At 58.0% G+C, this 20,536-nt stretch carries 15 protein-coding genes; 5 read left to right on the top strand and 10 right to left on the bottom strand.

Features of this window, described 5'->3' with window-relative positions:
- Positions 1-10 precede the first annotated feature (10 nt).
- From murD to moaC, 8 genes are all read right to left on the bottom strand, one after another.
- Positions 11-1,387, bottom strand: a complete 1,377-nt coding sequence (murD, locus tag ACZ5AL_RS01105; protein ID WP_464511601.1) for a UDP-N-acetylmuramoyl-L-alanine--D-glutamate ligase — start codon at positions 1,385-1,387, stop codon at positions 11-13.
- Positions 1,388-1,399: 12 nt separating this feature from the next.
- A complete protein-coding gene (gene mraY / locus ACZ5AL_RS01100; RefSeq protein WP_464511600.1) occupies positions 1,400-2,557 on the bottom strand; it encodes a phospho-N-acetylmuramoyl-pentapeptide-transferase in 1,158 nt (385 codons plus the stop codon).
- Positions 2,558-2,623: 66 nt separating this feature from the next.
- Positions 2,624-4,204: a UDP-N-acetylmuramoyl-L-alanyl-D-glutamate--2,6-diaminopimelate ligase gene (locus tag ACZ5AL_RS01095; RefSeq protein ID WP_464511599.1), complete on the bottom strand. Its 1,581-nt coding sequence runs from the start codon at positions 4,202-4,204 to the stop codon at positions 2,624-2,626.
- A 5-nt stretch (positions 4,205-4,209) separates the two neighbouring features.
- Entirely contained in the window at positions 4,210-6,159 is a 1,950-nt protein-coding gene (locus ACZ5AL_RS01090; protein ID WP_464511598.1) for a penicillin-binding transpeptidase domain-containing protein, read from the bottom strand.
- 51 nt (positions 6,160-6,210) lie between these two features.
- Positions 6,211-6,756: a hypothetical protein gene (locus ACZ5AL_RS01085; RefSeq protein WP_464511596.1), complete on the bottom strand. Its 546-nt coding sequence runs from the start codon at positions 6,754-6,756 to the stop codon at positions 6,211-6,213.
- A gap of 91 nt (positions 6,757-6,847) precedes the next feature.
- Positions 6,848-7,840 (bottom strand): 16S rRNA (cytosine(1402)-N(4))-methyltransferase RsmH, encoded by a 993-nt coding sequence (gene rsmH, locus ACZ5AL_RS01080; RefSeq protein WP_464511595.1) that lies wholly within the window; start codon positions 7,838-7,840, stop codon positions 6,848-6,850.
- A gap of 732 nt (positions 7,841-8,572) precedes the next feature.
- Positions 8,573-9,148, bottom strand: coding sequence for a hypothetical protein (locus ACZ5AL_RS01075; RefSeq protein ID WP_464511594.1), 576 nt, complete (start codon positions 9,146-9,148; stop codon positions 8,573-8,575).
- Positions 9,149-9,189: 41 nt separating this feature from the next.
- Complete coding sequence (gene moaC / locus ACZ5AL_RS01070) at positions 9,190-9,678, bottom strand: cyclic pyranopterin monophosphate synthase MoaC (RefSeq protein WP_464511592.1); 489 nt, start codon at positions 9,676-9,678, stop codon at positions 9,190-9,192.
- A 276-nt stretch (positions 9,679-9,954) separates the two neighbouring features.
- Between moaC and ACZ5AL_RS01065 the strand changes: the two genes are divergently transcribed.
- Positions 9,955-12,075 carry a BatA domain-containing protein gene (locus tag ACZ5AL_RS01065; RefSeq protein WP_464511591.1) on the top strand — a complete coding sequence of 707 codons (2,121 nt, stop codon included), beginning with the start codon at positions 9,955-9,957 and terminating at the stop codon, positions 12,073-12,075.
- Positions 12,076-12,116: 41 nt separating this feature from the next.
- A complete protein-coding gene (locus tag ACZ5AL_RS01060) occupies positions 12,117-12,689 on the top strand; it encodes a hypothetical protein (protein WP_464511590.1) in 573 nt (190 codons plus the stop codon).
- 889 nt (positions 12,690-13,578) lie between these two features.
- On the opposite strand, the gene ACZ5AL_RS01055 is transcribed toward ACZ5AL_RS01060, so the two are convergent.
- A complete protein-coding gene (locus ACZ5AL_RS01055) occupies positions 13,579-14,919 on the bottom strand; it encodes a glutamine synthetase family protein (RefSeq protein ID WP_464511589.1) in 1,341 nt (446 codons plus the stop codon).
- A gap of 54 nt (positions 14,920-14,973) precedes the next feature.
- On the bottom strand, positions 14,974-15,450 hold the full coding sequence (locus ACZ5AL_RS01050) for an Lrp/AsnC family transcriptional regulator (protein ID WP_464511587.1): 477 nt from the start codon (positions 15,448-15,450) through the stop codon (positions 14,974-14,976).
- A 270-nt stretch (positions 15,451-15,720) separates the two neighbouring features.
- Between ACZ5AL_RS01050 and ACZ5AL_RS01045 the strand changes: the two genes are divergently transcribed.
- The 3 genes from ACZ5AL_RS01045 (at position 15,721) to ACZ5AL_RS01035 (ending at position 20,373) form a co-directional block, all read left to right on the top strand.
- On the top strand, positions 15,721-17,823 hold the full coding sequence (locus ACZ5AL_RS01045) for a S9 family peptidase (protein ID WP_464511586.1): 2,103 nt from the start codon (positions 15,721-15,723) through the stop codon (positions 17,821-17,823).
- Positions 17,824-17,983: 160 nt separating this feature from the next.
- Positions 17,984-19,444, top strand: coding sequence for a KAP family P-loop NTPase fold protein (locus ACZ5AL_RS01040; RefSeq protein ID WP_464511585.1), 1,461 nt, complete (start codon positions 17,984-17,986; stop codon positions 19,442-19,444).
- 410 nt (positions 19,445-19,854) lie between these two features.
- On the top strand, positions 19,855-20,373 hold the full coding sequence (locus ACZ5AL_RS01035) for a nuclear transport factor 2 family protein (protein ID WP_464511584.1): 519 nt from the start codon (positions 19,855-19,857) through the stop codon (positions 20,371-20,373).
- Positions 20,374-20,536: the final 163 nt, after the last annotated feature.

The raw sequence follows: 20,536 nt of genomic DNA, 5'->3' as shown, positions 1-20,536 counted from the left end.
CTGTAAGAGGCTATATCGCCTGTACCAGTCGCCGAAAAACGTCGCCGCGCTCTTTGTAATTGGTGTACATATCAAAAGAAGAGCACGCAGGGCTCAGCAGTACAACATCGCCCCGGTGCGCACATGCACGCGCCGCTTGAATGGCGCCTTCCATCGTGTTCGCCTTGCACTGCTCGGCAGCATGAACGCCCAATTGGCTATGCACCGTGTTGGCGCTCTCGCCTATCGCAATAACCGCCCGAACCCGATCGCGGACGAGCGGCTGGAGTGGTTCGTAGTCGTTGCCCTTGTCTCGTCCGCCCGCAATGAGTACAATGGGCGTATTGAAGCTTTGCAACGCATAGCGTAACGCATCTACGTTGGTGGCTTTGGAGTCGTTCACAAAGCGTACGTTATCTACGGTGCGCACCGGTTCAAGTCGATGTGGTACCGCTTCAAACGTAGACAATCCGGTTCGGATTGCATCGAGCGGCGCTTCCATGGCATGTGCTGCCAAGGCGGCGGCCATCGCATTGTAGCGATTGTGCGGCCCGGGTAGCGAGACCTCGTGGATGGACATGAGCGCTTCATCCAGCGAGGGCGTGTGCATCCACAACGCCTCCTCCCGTTGATAGATGCCGGGCACGACCGCACGCTGCTGGCTCATGGCCCACACCGATGCTTCGGCGGAGGCCTGACTTGTAATAGCACGACGCGTGCGGACATCGTCAGCGTTGTACACAATGGTATCGCCTGCTGCTTGCTGAGCCATGATGCGCGCTTTGCTTGCTGCGTACGCCTCCACATCGTCCCCATACCGATTCAAATGGTCGGGGGTAATGTTCAACAGAATGCTTACGCGTGGGCGAAACGTATCCACGTGGTCGAGTTGGAAGCTGGAGACTTCGAGCACCACCACATCGTTGGGGCCTGCTGTTGCTGCATGCTCTGAAAACGCGACGCCGACGTTTCCCGCCACAATAACGCGGCGGTCGGGGTCGTGCGACTCGGCTTTTCTGAGCACATGGGCCACGAGGCCTGTGGTGGTGGTCTTTCCGTTTGTACCCGTAATGGCAATGATCGGCGCCTCGCAAAACCAGAAGGCCACTTCTATTTCAGACACCACTGGAAGCCCCTGATCTAATGCGGTTTGTATCAAAGGGGCGGTGGTAGGTACGCCAGGGCTCACCACGATCAGGTCGGCCTGTAGCGCTCGGTCGGTGTGGCCGTTAACCTCGTACGGAATGTTGTACGTCTCCATGGCGTCAGCGAGTCCGTTGGGCGGTGGCCCGTGTTCGGTCAGAAACACGCGCGCATCGGCCTGTGCCAGGAGCGTGGCTACCGCACGTCCGCTGCGGGCGCCACCAACTACGGTGACCGACTGCTGGGCGACATCGGAAGGCGTCATGGTGATTCGGCGTTAGCGGATACGAAGGGTGAGCAGCGCAGCAATAACGGTGAGCGCAGTAACGATCCAAAAGCGGGTCACGATTTTGGCCTCGTGGGTGCCTTGCGCCTCATAATGATGATGCAAGGGCGCCATCCGAAACACGCGTTGGCCGGTGCCGGTGGTGCGGCGTGTGTACTTAAAATAGCTGGTTTGGATGATAACCGACAGCGCCTCAGCCAAGTAGACGATGCCAAGTAACGGAAGCAACAGTTCTTTACGTACCATAAGCGTAAGCGCCCCGACTGCTGCCCCTAAGGCAAGAGCTCCTGTATCGCCCATAAAGACGGAGGCAGGGTATCCGTTGTACCACAAAAAGCCAAAACATGCCGCAGCCATTGAAGCACAAAAGACGGTAAGCTCTCCGGTACCAGGCAGATGCATGACGTTTAGAAACGACGCGAGGTTGATATTCCCCGTAATGTAAACCAGCGCCAGCAGTCCGAGTGAGACGAACGCGGTAACGCCTGCAGTGAGGCCATCGAGGCCATCGGTCAGGTTTACCGCATTAGAGCAGGCCGTCATAATAAATACCGCGATGGGAATGTAGACAATCCATCCCAGATCAACGCTCCCAACCCAGTCACGGAAGAAATAGTAGTCGAGTGTGCCTTCGGGCACAAACGGGAGATGTGTTAGGCTGTTATAATCAGAAAGGGCTGGCATAAAATAGAGTACGGCTCCGACCAGGATGCCAATACTGATTTGTCCGCCGAGCTTGACAGACGCCGGCAACCCGTCTTTCTGTTTGCGAACCGTTTTGATGTAATCGTCAGCAAAGCCAACAGCCCCCATCCATGCGGTTGCTATGATGGCAACCCACACGTACGGCTCACGCAAATCGCCCCATAGCAATACACTGCCCAGCAGGGCCAGCAGAATGATGACGCCTCCCATGGTGGGCGTACCTGCTTTGTGCGTATGATCAATGGCGCCGGCTTCCTTGCCAGTACGCACCTGCTCGCCAAGCTGCTGTCGCTTAAGCCATTCGATGATGCGGCGGCCTGCAAACAGCGCGATGAGCAATGCCGTGAGAGCCGCAAGCGACGCCCGTACGGTTATAAACTGAAAGACCTGAAAGCCGGGCGGGTCGAGGGTGTCGTGTATGAGGGTGAGCAGTTCGTAGAGCATGCACAAGCGGGTGGGGAGTAATATACGCGGCTTCCTGAAAACGGACTGAAGTCGCGCGAAACGCAGTTAAGGGGTCTCGTGAAAATTCGTATCGTGGTACTCTAAAAAGTACTGCCGGGCCACAGCTCGATCGTCGAAAGCGTGGCGATCGGTTCCAATGATTTGATACGTTTCGTGGCCTTTTCCGGCGATGAGCACCACATCATTCGATCCAGCCTGCTGCGCCGCTGTATGGATGGCCGTCTTGCGATTGGGAATCCATTGGGCCTCGGCAGGCCGACTCATACCACGCCGGATGTCGTTGAGGATCGCCTGCGGGTCTTCGGTGCGCGGATTGTCGTTGGTGACAATGACTCGGTCGGCATACGATTCGGCGAGCGCGCCCATGACACGGCGCTTGCCGGTATCGCGGTCGCCACCGCACCCAAACACACACCACAGGCGCCCGCTGGAGGGTGTAAGTGGACGTAAGGATTGCAAGATCGACTCTAACGCATCGGGGGTATGCGCGTAATCAACAATGACGGTGGGGCCAATGTCAAGTGGAAGCCGCTCAAAGCGGCCCGGCACGGGGTCAGCCTGTACGAGGGCCTGCCTCGCCTGATCGGCATCAACGCCGGTGGCGCGTAACGCTCCGTACGCCGCTGCCAAATTGTACGCGTTAAACCGGCCCGTTACACGAAACGAAGCAGGATGGCCGTCGAGCTCCATCGAAAGGCCACGCAAGGTCACCTTCATGTTGCGGATGCGAATATCGGCAGCAGGATCCGTGCCGTACGATACGGGCCGGGCACGGGTCGTTGCCACCATCTCGGACCCGGCCTCATCGTCGGCATTGTAGAGCGCGGTGGCATCGGGCGGGCATCCGTCGAAGAGTTGCTTTTTGGCAGCACGGTAAGCGGCGGTACTACCGTGGTAATCGAGATGATCGGCAGTCAGGTTGGTGAAGATAGCCACATCATAGGCGACGGGCACCGTTCGCGCTTGGTCGAGCGCATGTGAGGAGACCTCCATCACGCAAGCAGTACACCCGTCATCAACCATGCGGCGAAGTGTGCGCTGTAAGTCAACGGCCCCCGGCGTGGTCAGATCTGCGTTGACTGAAAGCGTTGGGCTGCGCACCTCAATGGTGCTGATAAGCCCGGCTGGCGTTTCGGTGGCCTGCAAACCATGATAGGTGAGATAGGCTGTCGTCGTTTTTCCATTCGTACCCGTGACCCCAATCATGGTAAGCTCCTGGGCAGGATCGTCATAGTATGCGGCGGCGGCATGTCCGAGCGCCTTGCGCGCATCGGATACACATACAAAACGAACCTGCGGGAACCGGGAGCGGGCCTGTTCCGGGAGCCGCTCGGCAATCACCAGAACCGCTCCGTGCTCAATAGCATCGGAAATATAGTCGTGCCCATCGGTGGCATGTCCAGAAACAGCGACAAAACATGCGCCGGGACGCACGGCACGGCTATCGTCGGTGATGTGTACGAGCGTACATGCCGTCTCGGGATCTATCTGTTCGCCAGGCACGACCTCTTGCAACAAGTCTGCTTCGGCAAGACGGTCGTACAGCTCGGTTGTGCGCAGCGTACGCGAAGGGGCAGGTGCGCCGGGCGTGGTACGTGAAGGAGCAAACAAAGGCAAGAGGGACATGCGGGTTATTCGCTAGTCAATGTGATTGTGTCGGGCAAATCGGATCCTGGTTCGTGCGACTGCGACACCACGGTTCCGCGGCCCTCAATCGATACCGACACGCCCTGCGCTTCTAACCATTGCATGGCACTGCGCGTATCGGTGCCACGAAAGTCGGGAAGCACCGACGTATCACTCGCTTCAAGCGCAATGGACTGTGCAGCCCCTGGGTCGTCGGGCATATCAAGCGTGTCGCTGGGCATCTCGACTGTGCCCGCTAGGCGACGCGACACATCGGGAAGCGTGGTCAGCCAGCGGCGTGCAATGCGATTAAATATCGGAGCGGCGACCTCTCCGCCATACATGCTCTGCTGGGGCGATCCAATGATAACAAGCAAGGCCACCTGCGGGTCATCAGCCGGGAACGAGCCAACAAACGACGCCCGCGCCTGGTCGCGGGTGTATTGGCCGTCGCGCGTGCCGAGGGCTGTTCCGGTTTTGCCTGCAATGGGGAGCCCGTCAATCTGCGCACGTGTAGCAGTGCCATCTTGCACGACCTCCTCGAACGCTTCGGTAAGCATGTGCGTCGTTTCTTCCTGCAACACTTTGCGGATGGTGTCGGGCCGGGCCGTCCACTGTGTGGCACCGGTAAAGTCGCGGCGTTCTCGTACAATATGAGGCGCCACCAGGTATCCCCCATTGGCTACAGCACTATACGCTGTAAGCAGTTGGATAGGGGTAACCGCTACTTCGTATCCAATACTCATAGACGTGCGAGTCGTGCGGCTCCATTCCGACGGACGGCGCAGCACTCCACTCACCTCGCCCGGAAGATCGATCCATGTGGGCTGATTGAATCCAAAATTGCGCGCGTACTGATAGAGCGCTCCTTCGTCAATCATATCGGCCACGTGCGCGGTGCCCACGTTGCTTGACTTCGACAGGACCTCGCGAAACGGAATGGCTCCATACGCACTCACATCGCGCATGGTGTGGCCGTAGTAAGTTACCGAGCCCTGTCCGGTGTCAATGGTATCAGAAAGGGAGATGTACCCTTGCTCCAATGCCGCAGCGGCAGCTACAAACTTAAACGTAGACCCGGGTTCGAAGCGGTCTGTAATCGCCCGGTTGCGCCGATCGGCCTCGCCAAACGCAGCGGCGCGATTGGGGTCGTACGTGGGGACATTGGCCATCGCCAACACCTCGCCGGTGTGGGGGTCCATCGCTACAGCAGTGCCCCATGCGGCATTATGAGCATCTACGCCGCGCTGCAACTCATCTTCGAGTGCCGCCTGTCGCACCACATCTACAGTGAGCACCAGGTTTTCCCCATGCACAGGCTCTACCACCTTTCCGCCGACAAGCGCCTTAATGCGTCCGTGCCGATCGCGCTGCACCGCTCGCGATCCGGGCGTGCCGGTAAGCGCCTCATCGTACTGTAGCTCCAGCCCGGCCAGCCCTTGTCCATCGCTACTGATGTGTCCCAGAATGTGGGCCCCTAGCGTACCGTGACTGTAGGTGCGCGCAAACCGAGGCGTTAAAATGAGCCCTGGCACATCCCACCGCTCTATGGTGGTGCGCTGCTGCTCGCTAAGGCCGCGCGTAATCATCACGTACTGCGGACTTGCCCGGTCTTCCACACGCTGGCGGTATCGAGACGCCGCGGTACCGGTAATTTCGGAGAGGTCGTTGTAGAACTGACTGGCCTGCTCTGCAAATCCCTCGATGGTCGGATCCAGCGCCAGGTCATACTCCGCTGTGTTGATGGCTAAAGCGCGCCCATTGCGATCTAAGATGGAGCCACGCATCGCGGGGATGGTTTGCTCGGAGTGCGCTTGCTGCAGACCGCGCTCGCGCAACTCATCGGCTTCATACAGGTGAATCCCGCCAATGCGAACCATCACAAGCAGGGGCACCACAGCCAGCGCCAGCAGGGCAATGTACATCCGGATGCGAATGGAGTCGCGCGCGTTCACAGTCAGGGTTAAGCCCGGTTATGTGAGACAAAGGAAAACGAATGCCGACAATCAGGGCGCCTCATCAGAAGAGGGCGCTGGTAAGGTGGCCCCATAGCGAACCGTTTCTTGAAGTCCCAGTTCGCGAGCACGTTCGTGGATGACTCGCGGGCCGGTCCGACGATCAAACTCGCCATTGAGTCGATTGTGTTGCAGGTGCAGCGATTGGTTTTCTGCACGCGCTTCTTGAAGATCTTCAAGCAGTTGCTGCGTTGCTTGTACGTGCCCTACGTAGGCCGTAAATGCCGCGGCCAGCAACATAACGACCAATGCAAACTTGAGGGTGGACACTTTTTCTACGAAGTGCTCCCCTGTGCGCTCCGAGGATGTGCGGCGGCGCCTATTTCCGGTTTCCAGATCCGTCCAGCCCGGCAGAGCCGTTCCATGGCGCTTCCAGGAACGAGCCTCCGAGGCCGCCTTGGTATCTTCTGTCTTCGGCGTACGGGGGGTGGCGTGCGACTTTCGGCGCCCACCGCGGCCCGGTACGGCTCCGGGCGCCCGGCGCGGCCCCGACTGGCGCGACGCGGTCGAGCGTGATGAACCAGAGGAGGAAGGCATAATGAATGAGAAACCAGTGGGGGTGAAGGGGACTTCGGCTGGTCAACGTGGTGCGGGATCGTTCAACAGCATCGATCTCACTGGAAGCACATCATGGTACGGGCGGCCCGGCCGCATCATCGGGGCGTCGCTCGGCGATGCGCAGGTGTGCACTTCTTGAACGCGGGTTGGCTTCAATTTCTTCGTCGGAAGCCGACTGGGGCGACTGCGCTATCGGCTCAAACGGCGCAATGAGCGTCCCGTAGAAATCGCGCTGCGGCGTGCCATCGAAGTTGCCATATCGCAGAAACCGCTTTACGCGGCGGTCTTCAAGCGAGTGGTAACTAAGCACCGCAATGCGCCCCCCGGCTCGAATCCAGGCCGGGCTCTCCTGCAACACCGTTTCGAGAGCATCCAGCTCACTATTTACTGCGATGCGTAAGCCTTGAAAGACACGAGCCAGCGTTTTTGTCACTACATGACCGGGGACCTCGCTACGAATTGCACGCGCCAAGTCGGTGGTGGTATCGAGGGGGCGCGCATCCAGAATGGCACCAGCGATGGGGCCTGCGTATCGTTCCTCGCCGTATCGGCTGATAACGCGCGCCAGATCGCCGTGCGGCCATGTATTGACAATGGTGTGGGCAGAGAGTCCCTGTCTGGGATCCATACGCATGTCGAGGGGCCCTTCGGCCTGGAAGCTAAACCCGCGCTCTGGCGCATCAATCTGATGCGAGGACACGCCCAGGTCTAACAGCAGCCCATCGATACTCGAAACGCCCACCTCATTAAGCAAGCGTGGCAGTGCGCGAAAGTTGCCTCGCAGAACGTGTAGCCGTCCCGCTTCGATCGCTGGATGTAGCCGCTCGCGCACCGTTGCCAGCGCATCCGGATCCTGATCAATCGCAATGACGCGCCCATCGGAATGCAGCGCATCGAGCAACGCTGTGGTGTGCCCCCCACCGCCCGCTGTCGCATCTACATACACACCGCTCGGATTGGTGATAAGCCTTTCACATACGGCAGAGGCAAGCACGGGTGCGTGGTACGCCGTAGCATACGACGACGAATCGGAGCCGGGGGAGGATGTGTTGGGAACGTTCATCGGACGCGGGGCGGGTAGGAACGGCACGACACAGAAACGAAACCGACCCGGTAAACCAGGCCCTGTGTCTAATAAAAGTTACAAAAAGACGTCACAAAGTCAAGTTTTTGCGACATGCATTGCGCAAGTCATCAACACGGATACGCCGTGCTTTGCCGGATGCGTATACCGATTCCCAGGGTCTGCATGTCCTGTCTATACGGCCCACAGTTCTACAGCGTGCTGCTGCTACGTCATACCTGATTGTTTAGATCGTTTGGGAGCGCGGAATCCTTTTCGCCTAGCGGCGTCAGGATGACCTGCGAATGCGACAACATCCCGTTTCTCGTGGCGATGCCCCCCAGGTATGACCTTGCGGCCCCTCTGCGTCGCCACGCGGGGTCGGACGCAGAGCGTCCATTCGTCCGTCGCGACGCAGAGCATCGCGACGAGGATGCAAGCGGGGGCTTGTCCACCCAAACCTTGACCTGTGACAGAGTACTACTGCTGTGTCACGCCTAAAAGTTATGGTCCGAAATTGTCATCGCGAGGAGGGAGCCCTGCGACTGACGCGGCGCTGTGAGCGCAGCAAACGAGTACTCCTGGGGTGCGATCTCATCCGTTGATTGGGCGGCAGCATCCGGTCTGACAGCAATGAAATTGCGTCGCTCCGCTCGCAATGACAAGAGTGTGAGTTATTCTCGGTACGTTAGGGGTACATGCGTTGCCCAAACCTTGACCTGTGACAGAGCACTACGTCACCTCCCCGCGGCGTCCGTATGCCAGCATAAGTTTGGTGTGCGCGGCCACCATATCCAGCACGGGAAGCGTTTTGATGCGCTCTTGTGGGGAGTTGGGCAGGCCGGGCGGACTTACGCGGCCCATCCACAGCTCCATCTTGGGCTTTAGAGCCCGTGGGCCGGGAAATTGGTCTTCGGGGAAGTGCGTGTCGTAGAAGCGCTGTTTGCGTGTGAGGCGCTCGCGCACCGCTTCAGCGGTTTGCGCCAATTCGGGATTTTCCTCCTGAATCATGGCATGCCCGATCAGGTAGTCGCGATACTGAAAGGGGAGCTGCTGCACAACGGGGGCAACCACTTCGGCCACATCAGGCACAGCACGCAGGCCGACTTCCAAGGCTCGTGCGGTAACGGTTGCCAACAGACAAAGCGTCTCTTCAGCGACCAAGTCGGGCTCTATGCCTTCAATGTCGCCAATATCGGCAAGCACTTCGTGAGTAACGTTTTGCGTACACGAGAGCGTACCCAATGCGGCAAACGTGCTTACCTGGGCAACGCGCGCAGACGGATCAGACGGAGCAGAATCGGACATACATGGAGAGTTTTGCAACAGGAGCGAAACGAACAAAGTGGCTACTCTTCAGACTTCCAGTTGCCGCTTTGGCCGCCGGTCTTGGCAAGGAGATGCACATCGTTAACCCGAATCTCTTTCGTCACCGACTTGCACATATCGTATATGGTAAGCGCCGCAATGGATACCGCGGTGAGGGCCTCCATTTCTACGCCAGTGATGCCCATCGACTTGGTGAACGCCCGGATGACAATGGCATGCCGCTCCGCATCCAGCGAAAACTCAACCTCCACCCCATCGATTTGGACATCATGGCACAGCGGCAGCAGCTTGCTGGTCTGTTTCGCCCCCATGATGCCTGCAATTTGGGCGACACTTAGCACATCGCCTTTACGAATCGTCTTCTCTTGTACGCGTTCGAAGGCTTCTGGACCGATAACAACTGTACCGGTAGCCACAGCTGTTCGAATGGAATCGGGGGAACCAGCAGCGTCTGACATACGAATGCCTCCTTGCAAGTCAGCGTGGGTAAGTGAGGGCGAGTCAGTCATGGGAACGATACCGTAATGGCCAAAGGGGAAAGCATGGGTACACCAATGGTTACAAAGACTGTACCCATTGCGCGCGAAGAGTCGATACGCGCATGCAATCCGTCGTGTTTTGCGGTGATGCAACAGGCTCGAATAATTTGATGCGGAATGGATGCAACGCCCTGTCGCGGTGCTTTCGGTTGAGCCGCTTTGCATTGCACTGCACGGAACTGCCTCCTTCCGCCATAGGTTGATGCGCATGCTCGTGGCTGCTTTGTATTCGGCTTCCGTACCCTTGTGACGTTTCTCAATCCGTTTGCGCTGTTGGCCCTTGTAGCGGTAGGCATTCCGCTCATGCTTCACCTCTTGAACCTGCGCCAGCCCACGACTGTCGACTTTAGTTCGCTGGCTTTTGTGGAGACCATTGAAAAGGCCGCCGTACAGCGCATTCAGGTAAAACGATGGCTCTTGCTGGCGCTTCGCATCCTTGCGCTGGCGTGTCTGGTGCTCGCGTTTTCGCGGCCTTACTGGGGCGAGGGCACCGGCACGATGTTTGGCCCCGATGCGCGGTCGAGCATTGGTGTGGTAGTGGATAACAGCTCTTCTATGATCCAAGACGGACCAAGCGGCGCCTACTTCGACCAGGCCACGCAACGAGCACAAGGCGTGCTGCGCACCGTAGGGACGGGCGACCAGGTTGGCATCTGGCCCACGCTTCCCGACGAAGGAGCGCGTTCAGGATTGGTACGCACTGCCGAGGCGGCTCAGTCTGACCTCGACGCGCTCTCTATTTCCGGAGGCACACCAGCCCTCGCCGATCGGGCACTCGACGCTGCCCAGGCCGTTGCCAACGCCGCCCAGCCTCGCCAGGTCGTATACGTAGCATCCGACTTCCAGCGCACGCGCCTGGGCGACTCGCTCCGCACCAGCTGGCCCGATGACGTCACCCTGGCGCTGCTCCCGGTAGATACGCAGCCTCGTCCGAATACAGGGGTCACTCACGCCCGCGTTGCCAGCCCGATGATCGAAGCCGGATCTCCCATCGATATCGAAGCCTCCATCACGCACATCGGAGATGCCCCCGAGTCGGTAACCGCCTCGCTCTACTTCAATGATGAGCGCGTGGCCCAATCGAACGTATCGCCCGTGGCCGACGACTCTGTAACCACCACATTCGCCGCCTCTCCGCCCGACGCCGGATGGGTGGAGGCGCGCATTGAACTGGAAGGCGATGCCTTTGCCTCCGATGACACGCGCTACCTGTCGTTCTATGTGCCCGAAACGCGGGAGGTGCTGCTGGTCCGTGAATCGGGGCAACCCACCCGATTTGTAGAACTTGCCCTATCGGATGCTGTGGCGGGCGACGATATCCGCATTGAAACCACCACCATTGACCGCACCGACCTCTCGCGCACCAATCTGGAGGACTACGACGCGGTGCTGTTGGTGGGTCCGCAGCGCCTGGCCTCCGGCGAACGCAGCCGACTCCGGCAGTACGTGGAAGAAGGCGGAGGAGCATTTCTTTTCCCCCACCCTACCCCCGACCTGGAAAGCTATAGCGCACTGTTTGAGGCGTGGGGCGGCGGACAGGCAACCGGACTATCCGGCGATCCTGAGGGCGACACATCCATCGCGACGCTCGATGATGCCGCCTTCGACCATCCGCTGTTTGCAGGCATGTTCGATGCCTCTGATCCCACGCGTTCTCCGGAACTGGAGCGGCCTGCCGTATGGGCTGCCCTTGACATAGCCCCTGCTGGCGGACAGGGCCAAACGCTCATGTCGCTCTCTACCGGCGCCCCCTTTCTGCATGAGTGGCGCCCCGGACAAGGGCGCGCACTGGTATCGGCAGTAGCACCCAATCTGGAATGGAGCGAACTACCCACGCAAGGGCTTTTTGTGCCGTTGCTATATCGGTCGTTGTTTTACATCTCGGCCGGATCCTCTGTAGAAGGGCCGTCGCTGCAAACCGGCCAGCCCGAAACGTTCACTATTCGCCAGGCCGATCGGGCCGAGTCGATACGCCTGGAAGGCCCCGATGACACTACGCTGCATCCCACGGCGCATCCACGTCCTGGCGGCTGGACTATCGACGTACCGCCTATTTCAACGCCCGGCGTGTACACGCTGCGCACCGACAGCGCCGTGCTGCAATACGTAGCGGTGAACCACGCCCCAACGCTAACCGACCTCCGCCCTGCCCCGCCCGACGAGGCCGCAGCGCACTTTGAAGAGATTGGGGTGCCTGCCGTTGAAACCGTGTCGGTTGAGGCGCGTCCTGAAGCCGTTGCTGCTGCTCTAGAGCAACAGCAAGCCGGCGGGGCGCTCTGGAACGTCTTTGTGATGATGGCGTTGATTTTTTTGGCTGCTGAGATGCTGGTGGCGCGCCTCTGGACGCCGGAGGCCGCCTCGGCATAAGGCCGCGTATCTGTTCTCGCACGCTTGTCTCCTGTGGATGTATGGCTGTGCTTACCACTGCACACATCGTTGTGGTTGTAGGAGCTACCGTGCTCGTTTCGGTAGCCATGTTGGTGGCTGTCATCGGGCGTCTGCGCATCCGTAAGCCGCTTTTGGTCTGGCGCAATGGCCCGCTTACCGCCATTCCTATTGGCCCCCCCCTCTTTCTATGTGGCGTAGCTGCTGGGTTTGGAGCTACCTATGCGCTAGGCTATACCATCTCTCCCATCCTGGCCCTTTCGTATCCGGCCCTGGGCGTGTTTTGGTTTATCGCGGTGTGGCATGCCCGGACCGTGGTGGTAACCGAGTATGGTCTCATTCATGACGTGCAGCAGATTAGCACTGCCATTCCGTGGGGTCGGATTGTAGACTACACCGTTACGCCCACCGAGGAGAGCACGCACTTCATTTTCTTTTACCAGCCACGGCGGTCCGACACATCACGAAAACGCATGGATCTGGAGGTCCCCGCCGATATCTGCGATACCTTTCAGGAGATTGTAGCTCGCAAGCTTGACGATCGCTTTGCGTTCTCTGTCAAAGAGGCGTACAGCAACACACCGGCTGAACGATAGGGGACATGAAAGGGATGACCTATCGCCGTATCATAGGTCAAAGCTTGGGTTGTACTGGACCAATAATCTGGCTACGCTGTCAGGGTAGATCCCGGCTCTGCAACGCTGGCGGCGGTTCGCTTCCAGTCACTGCTCCTGCAAACTAAAGTGCTTGCCAGCATGCTGTTTTTCTGATGGTTAACCCCCTCACCCTTATTCCCTCTGTCGGCGGGCTAGTCCTTGCACATAACTTTGTCTCTGGTATTTCGTTGATGGGAGATTTGACTCCTCCACTGTCTGTTCAATGAGAGACTGTTGGATCCCACAAAAAGAAACCACCTGGGCGTCTGCTCGGGCGAGTGGATCCTGAATCGAGTTCAGAACAGGCAAGCGATCATCAACGATTATCACCATCTCAGGTTGTGTGCATAGACTAGGTCGGCGGGAGAGGGAGAATTGATTCGAGTGGTGATCGGGTATCTTGCAACGGGCGACACCAAGTGCGAACACTCACCACGCACCACTCACAAGTTCCTTCTCCCTGGGGAGAAGGGCAGGATGAGGGGCGTCCATATTGCGGTTATGGTAGATCGGGCCCACTCTCACCACCACATCTCTCATATCAATACACAAAAACGTAACTTTAAGGCCTCACCGCGTCGCTACGGAGAGAGGTTCGCTCAAGCGTCTCAAACAAAGAGGGAAGTCCCTGTCCTGCTTCTCTCTACTCAGATTGGTTTGTGTATAAACCACAGCTCAGAGGATAGGGAATTTAGAGGAAGCACGTCGCTAAACACGTTCAGCCATCCGATAGGCACACCTCATGTTCAGCACATCCCCCTAAAACACCCGACGCCCAGCGGGGCTGCCGCTGAGCGTCGGTGCTGCAGAAAATGTAGCGGGGGATGCGTTAGAACGTCTCCAGGTAACGATCCAACTCCCACCCCGAAACGGAGGCCAGGTACTCGGTGTACTCGATGGTCTTCGCCTCGACAAACTTCTCGCTAACGTGCGGTCCAAGCGCATCCAAGATGACGTCGTCATCCTTCAGCGCCGTGATGGCTTGCCCGAGCGTGCTGGGCAGCGTTTCGATGCCGCGGTCAATGCGATCTTGCTCGGTGAAGTCGTAGATGTTCTCCCGTACGGGTCCGGGCGCCTCTAGACCACGCTCGATCCCGTCAAGTCCTGCATGTAGCATCACCGCAAGCGCCAAATACGGATTGCACGAGGGATCCGGCGAGCGCAGTTCGATGCGAGAGGCCGCTGGGACACGCGCTGCAGGCTTACGTACGAGAGCGGAGCGGTTCACATCACTCCATGCTACGTAGATGGGCGCCTCATACCCGGGCACCAATCGCTTGTACGAGTTTACCGTTGGGTTACAGATGGCGGTGAGCGCCGGCGCATGCTCCAAAATTCCACCCAGGAACTGATACGCCTCGGTGCTCAAGTTGAACTCGTCGTCATCGTCGTGGAAGATGTTAGTATCTCCCTGGAAAAGCGACAGGTGCGTATGCATCCCCGAGCCGTTGATGCCTGCAATGGGCTTCGGCATAAAGGTGGCGTGCACCCCGTGCAGTTCGGCTACTGCACGCACCACCGAACGGAACGTCGCGATGTTGTCGGCTGTGGTGAGCGCATCGTCGTACTTGAAGTCGATCTCGTGCTGGCCACGCGCCACCTCGTGATGACTGGCCTCGACCTCGAAGCCCATGGCCTCAAGCATGTAGATAATCTCGGCGCGAATTTCCTGCGCCATATCTTTGGGCCCTAAGTCGAAGTAGCCGCCTGAGTCGTGCGTCTCAGTCGTCGCACGGCCCTTTTCATCTTTCTCGAAGATGAAGAACTCGGGCTCCGGGCCAGCATTAATCTCAAAGCCCATATCGTCGGCCCGAGCAATAGCGCGCCGCAGCACATACCGCGGGTCACCTTTGAATGCCTCCCCTGTGCTCGTATTCATCACATCGCAAATCAGGCGCGCCGATGTTGTATCGTCGGAGCGGCGGCTGCGCCACGGTAGCACCGCAAACGTGTCAGGATCGGGCTCTAGACGCATATCCGACTCCTGGATACGAACAAAGCCCTCAATCGAGGAGCCGTCGAAGTAGATGCCCTCTTTGAACGCCTTTTCGGCTTGATGAGCCGGAATCGAGACGTTCTTTACCGTGCCCAGAATATCGGTAAACTGCAGACGGAGAAAGTCTACCTCTTCCGATTTTATGCGATCTAAGATCTTGGCCGAGTCAGTCATAACGGATAGGTTAAACAAAAAGAATGAAGCAGTTAGCGGATCCGGCTGTGCGACTCAGGAAGTCGCATCGGAGCCTTGAACAGGCAGCGTACGCGTTTCTTTGAAGGAGCTGAGCACAATGCTTGTCGATGTGCCCGACACACCAGGTAGCGCCTGAAAGCGTGACAGCAAGCGTTCCAGCGTGGTTGTGTTCTGCGTGCGCACTTTCAGGATGTGCGATCCCTCACCGGTAATGGAATGCACCTCAAGCACCTCGTCCATTGCCGTTACGGTGGTTACAAACCGGTCGTAGTGCTCCGACCCATCTACCGACACCCGAATAAATGCTGTGATATCAACACCCAACCGCTTGGCATCGAGTACGGCATGGTACCGCGCAATGATACCATGCGCCTCTAGCTTGCTCATGCGCTCACTCACAGCTGAGACGGAAAGCCCCACCTGCTCTGAAATCGCATTGCGCTGCATGCGACCATCCTCTTGCAATAGCGCAAGAATGTGCGCATCAATATCGTCAAGCTGATAGCTCAAAACTCCGTTTGCCTTATTATTTTTTGTTACGGCACCACAATACACTATTTATTTTGGTCTGTCAAGGCCACCACACTAAAATATCCTGTGAACAAAATGGAAGCGCTTTTCTGATACGCTTTAGCCTGAAGCACCTTTGTCGAATGAGGTGATAGGCTCCAACAAGTCCATGTGCCGCATCTTGCATTTCGTAACACCATCTCGATTTTGGGCCGACAATTCGGTTTATTGCTAAACGGCCACTCTACTCACCGACCTGCTAATACCGTTATGCACATGCCCCGTTACGCATGGACCCTGCTACTGGGCGCTGTCCTGGTGATGGCTTCTTCGCAGGCCACCGCCCAAGATGGCATTCAGCCCGCCGACTACTACCACACCGTTGGCGTTAGCCAGGCAGCACTTTCGCCCGATGGCTCGCTTCTCGCCTTCACCCGCACCGATCGCAAGGAAGCAGATAACGCCCGCCACCGCACCGTCTGGATGCAGGAGCTCGTAGACGGCACGCCCGATGGCGAACCGTTCAAGTTCACGGATGCGAGCGTGCAGTCCTTTAATCCGCGCTGGTCGCCCGATGGCGACGTGCTGGCGATCCAGTCGCAGCGAGGCGACGATCCCAACACCATTCGCTTTCTGCGCGTGACTGCGCCCGGTGGCGAGGCCTTTCAGATTGAAGGCGTTGATCGTCCGCCCGTGTGGAGCCCCGACGGCAGCCAGATCGCGTTCGTACGTGCCCCCGACGATGACCCCGAGGCTGACGAAGAGAACGGACTGAATGGCGACGAGGCCGAACACATCGCGCCCGATGCCATCACATCCACCCTCGACACCACGCGCTTCGACGGACACGTCATCACCCACATGAACTACAAGCGCGACGGCACCTCCGACTGGCTGCCCCACCCCGAGCACCGCGACAAGCGACAGCTGCACGTGGTGGATGCCGAGGGCGGTGAACCGGACATCCGCACCGATCTGCCCTATCACGTACGCAACGTGACGTGGCACCCGGATGGCGAAACCATCTACTTCGTGAGCGACCCCGACGAAGACGATCCGTTTAGTATGGATCCGACATCTAACCTGTACGTGCTGCACACCGACAGCGACGCGCCCGAGCTGCTGCTGGAGATGGAAGGCGGACAGGGCAGTCCGGCAGTTGCTCCCGACGGCGAGCACCTGGCGTTTCAGAGCACGGCTGAGCGCGGTGCCCCGACGAACATCCACCGCGTGGCACTGAACGACGATGGCACCGCCAACGGCGAACCGCAGAACCTGACGCCCGAGTGGGACCTGCGTCCCGGCAGCCCGCACTGGAGCGCTGACGGCACGCACGTGCGCTTCTCTGCCCAAACGCGTGGCGATGCGCATCTCTTTGCCGTAAACGCCACCGGCGGATCGGTCGAACAGGTCACCGACGGAGCGCGTCGCCTCAGCGGTATCTCACCGGATGACGACGGCGACTGGATGGCCTACACCGCTACCGACGCGGTGACACCCGCTGAAGTGTTCATCGCCCGCCCCGACGGCTCCGATGAAACGCAGCTTACCGCCTTCAACGAAGAGTGGATGGCCGACCGCACCGTGCAGCCCGCCGAACCGATTACGTGGACCGTTGAAGACGGCACTGAAATCGAGGGCTGGGTCATCAAACCCGTCGATTACGATCCCGATGAATCGTATCCGATGGTCCTCAAGATCCACGGCGGTCCACATGCGGCCTATGGCAACACCTGGTTCCAGACCTTCCACGCGCTTTCAGGGTCAGACATGTTCGTCTTCTACCCAAATCCGCGCGGCTCCTCGGCCTACGGACACGACTTCATGTACGCCACCCGTGGCGAGTGGGGCCTGATGGATGAGGAGGACTTCATGACGGGCATCGATGCGGTGCTCAACGAGTATGAGGCTGTCGATCCCGATCGCATTGGGGTCTCTGGGGGCAGCTATGGCGGATACATGACCAACTGGCTCACCGCCCGCTTCCCCGATCGCTTTGCTGCAGCCGTTACGAGCCGCTCGATCTCCAACTGGGAAAGCATGTACGGCACCTCCGACGCGCAGGGCCTGATGGAGTGGGAGTTCTTCGGCTATCCGTGGGAAGAGCGCGACCTGTATCGCGAGATCTCGCCGCTCAGCTACGTCGAGAACGTAGAAGCGCCCACGCTCATCATCCACAGCGAAGAGGACTACCGCACGCCGATGCCCGAGGGCGAGCAGTGGTTTATGTCGCTCATCAAGCAAGAGGTGCCGGTCGAGTTCGTGCGCTACCCGCGCTCTGCACACGGCCTCTCACGCACCGGCGAGCCATGGCTTTTGGTGGATCGCATGGAGCGCCTGCGCAGCTGGTTCGACCACTGGCTGGCGGAGTAGTCTGCCCGAACAAGATGACGTAGTTTAGCGGGATGCGCCCGGTTTCTCCCTAAAGAGGCCGGGCGCTTTGTTTTTGGTACTGATGCAGTTGACGCGTCACCTTGCATCACGTATCCTCTGTTATATCAACTCGTGCCCTTTCCTGAGCACTTATACTTCTATGCTACCCGACCAAGTTGAGTCTCCAGAGATACCGAGCGACGCGCCCTTCGAAAACGATAAGCTCAACCGCGAACCCACCGCTGACTTCTTGACGGATTTGCTCAGCTCTGCAGAGGAGCCATACGTCATGGGTCTCAACGCACCGTGGGGCACCGGCAAAACCACATTTGTAGAAATGTGGGCGCAGAAGCTGAAAAATCAGGGGCACACATCGCTCTATTTCAACGCGTGGGAAAATGACTTCGCGGATGACCCGCTCATTGCGTTCATCGATGCAATCGATGAGTTGGTCATTGAACATAGCGGAGGCGAGACATCAGAAGCCTTGAAGGAAATGGGCGGAAGACTTTTGAAGCGCGCTATTCCCTTGGCAATCCAGCTTGGCTCACTCGGGGTGATGGATGGTGAAACCCGTGAACTCATTGCAGACGCACTGGCAGAAGGGAGCAGCGACCTGATTGATGCACATCACCAGAAGAAAGATGCAGTTGATGACTTCAAAGAAGAGTTAGAGACCTTTGTCAATGACCTGAGCAATGGTAAAGACGAGGACGAAAAAGGCCGCCCACTTTTCTTCTTCGTAGATGAACTCGACCGGTGTCGTCCGGATTTCGCGGTTGAGCTTCTGGAGCGCATCAAGCACCTCTTCAATGTACCTGGCATTGTCTTCATACTTGTCACCAATCCCAATCAACTCCGGCATTCTATCAAAGCGATGTACGGGCAGGGCATGAACGCCAAAGGCTACCTACGCCGCTTTGTAAACCTGGACTACAAGCTCCCCGACCCCGAGCCTGGACGGTTCGCGCAGTTCCTGTTCGACCACCATGGGTTGGGAAACTTTCGTGTTGCAAAGTCTCATTCTAGCCCTCTTGCAGGTGATAACGATTCCAAGCTAATACGTGCCGTTATGGCATGGTCGTGTGAAGCATTTGACCTGAAACTGCGAGCGCAGAAGCAGTACTTTGCTCGTTTTTCGTTAGTGCATCATGTTCTCAGTAAGCGAAACCCTATTCCTCTTGCAGCACGAGCCTTTCTGGCATTTCTTATTGCGCTGCGAAAGAAGCGAGAAACACTATACAATGATCTTCAACAAAGCAAAGCCAAACATGATGAAGTCGATAAGTTGATTAATCCTCTGTCAGTTAGAGAAACTCAGTACAGAGATATTGACCTCACCATTCTTCAAGCTGCTTTAGACATTTCGTATTGCCCTGACTGGGATCACTACAAAGACTACGCAAACGCTACCGAGTCAGATCGTAGTGACGCGTTCTCCAACATCCGAGAGTCTCCGAAGAACCCTCGCAGGCTGAGAAAGACGGGTACCAGCTTAGAGAAGATCAAAAATCCTTCCAGATACTTTGATCACACCGGCAAACTTGCAAGGTACAACATCCACTTCGAGCAAGAACTGATCGACCTTATTGAACTTGCCGCACCGGCACAGCAGCAGTAGATCTTCGCTTTTATCTGACTAACGGCATGTGCAGGTTTCTTTTTTACGGTAGCGGTTCAATGTTAAATGATTGCCTGTGGTTTACATCATCGCAATCTGCTCAAACCCCCTCTGTCTGCCGACATCTCCCCCTTGGCCAAGGGGGAGAAACCCGTAGGGAGAGGGGGTTCGAAGAAGAGAGAGCTGCTGCATTCAATTGCTTTATCATTTAGCGTCTATCCACTACCTTTTTTTCGTTGCTGATGGCCTTGTAGCAGAATACGCCGTCCTGACCTCCCCCATTCTCTTACGCTGTTCGGTGTTTCCCCCTTCGCGAAGGGGGAAATGTCGCGTACCGACAAAGGGGGATGGGCGTCCACAAAGATAACGGAAAACTTGCACACCGCGTTGACTATCTCCCCACCCCGGCCATGCATACCTTAACACAATTTGCAGCCACGCTGTGCAGCATAGCGCTACTGCTTGGCTTCGCGCTCACCACTCCAGTCAAGGGGCAATCCGTCCCCGAGGGCGTCTCGGCGGCTGATGCTGCTACGCCCGAAGCCGCCCAGGTGCTGACCGCTGTCGATGCCCTGTTCGACGCGATGCGGAATCGCGATGGCGACGCCGCCCGCGCTGTACTGCACTCCGACGCCCGCATGACTGTTGTCCGTACCGATGCCGACACCGCACTTCCAGATGTGCAAACCACCGACGGGTTTGTCGATGCCCTTGAAAGCGGCGATACGCCCTGGAACGAACCCTACTTCGACCCCGAGGTACAGATCGATGGCGACCTTGCCCACGTCTGGATGTTTTTCCAGTTCTACGAAGGCGACACGTTTAGCCACTGCGGCTCCAACTCCATCCAGTTGCTTCACGACAGCGACGCCTGGCGCATCACCTTCATTGCCTACACCCACCGCACTACCGATTGCCGCCGGGAGTAGTACTGTGTCACACGTAATTGTTAGGGTCCAAACTTGTCATCGCGAGGAGGGAGCCCTGCGACTGACGCGGCGCTGTGAGCGCTAGCGAACGAGTACTCCTGGGGTGCAATCTCATGCCGTTGATTGGGCGCCTGCATACGGCCTGATAGCATGAGATTGCGTC

It is taken from the genome of Natronotalea proteinilytica (assembly GCF_055379935.1).
Note: the sequence above shows the minus strand (reverse complement) of the source record. Positions and strands in the feature narration are given on the sequence as shown.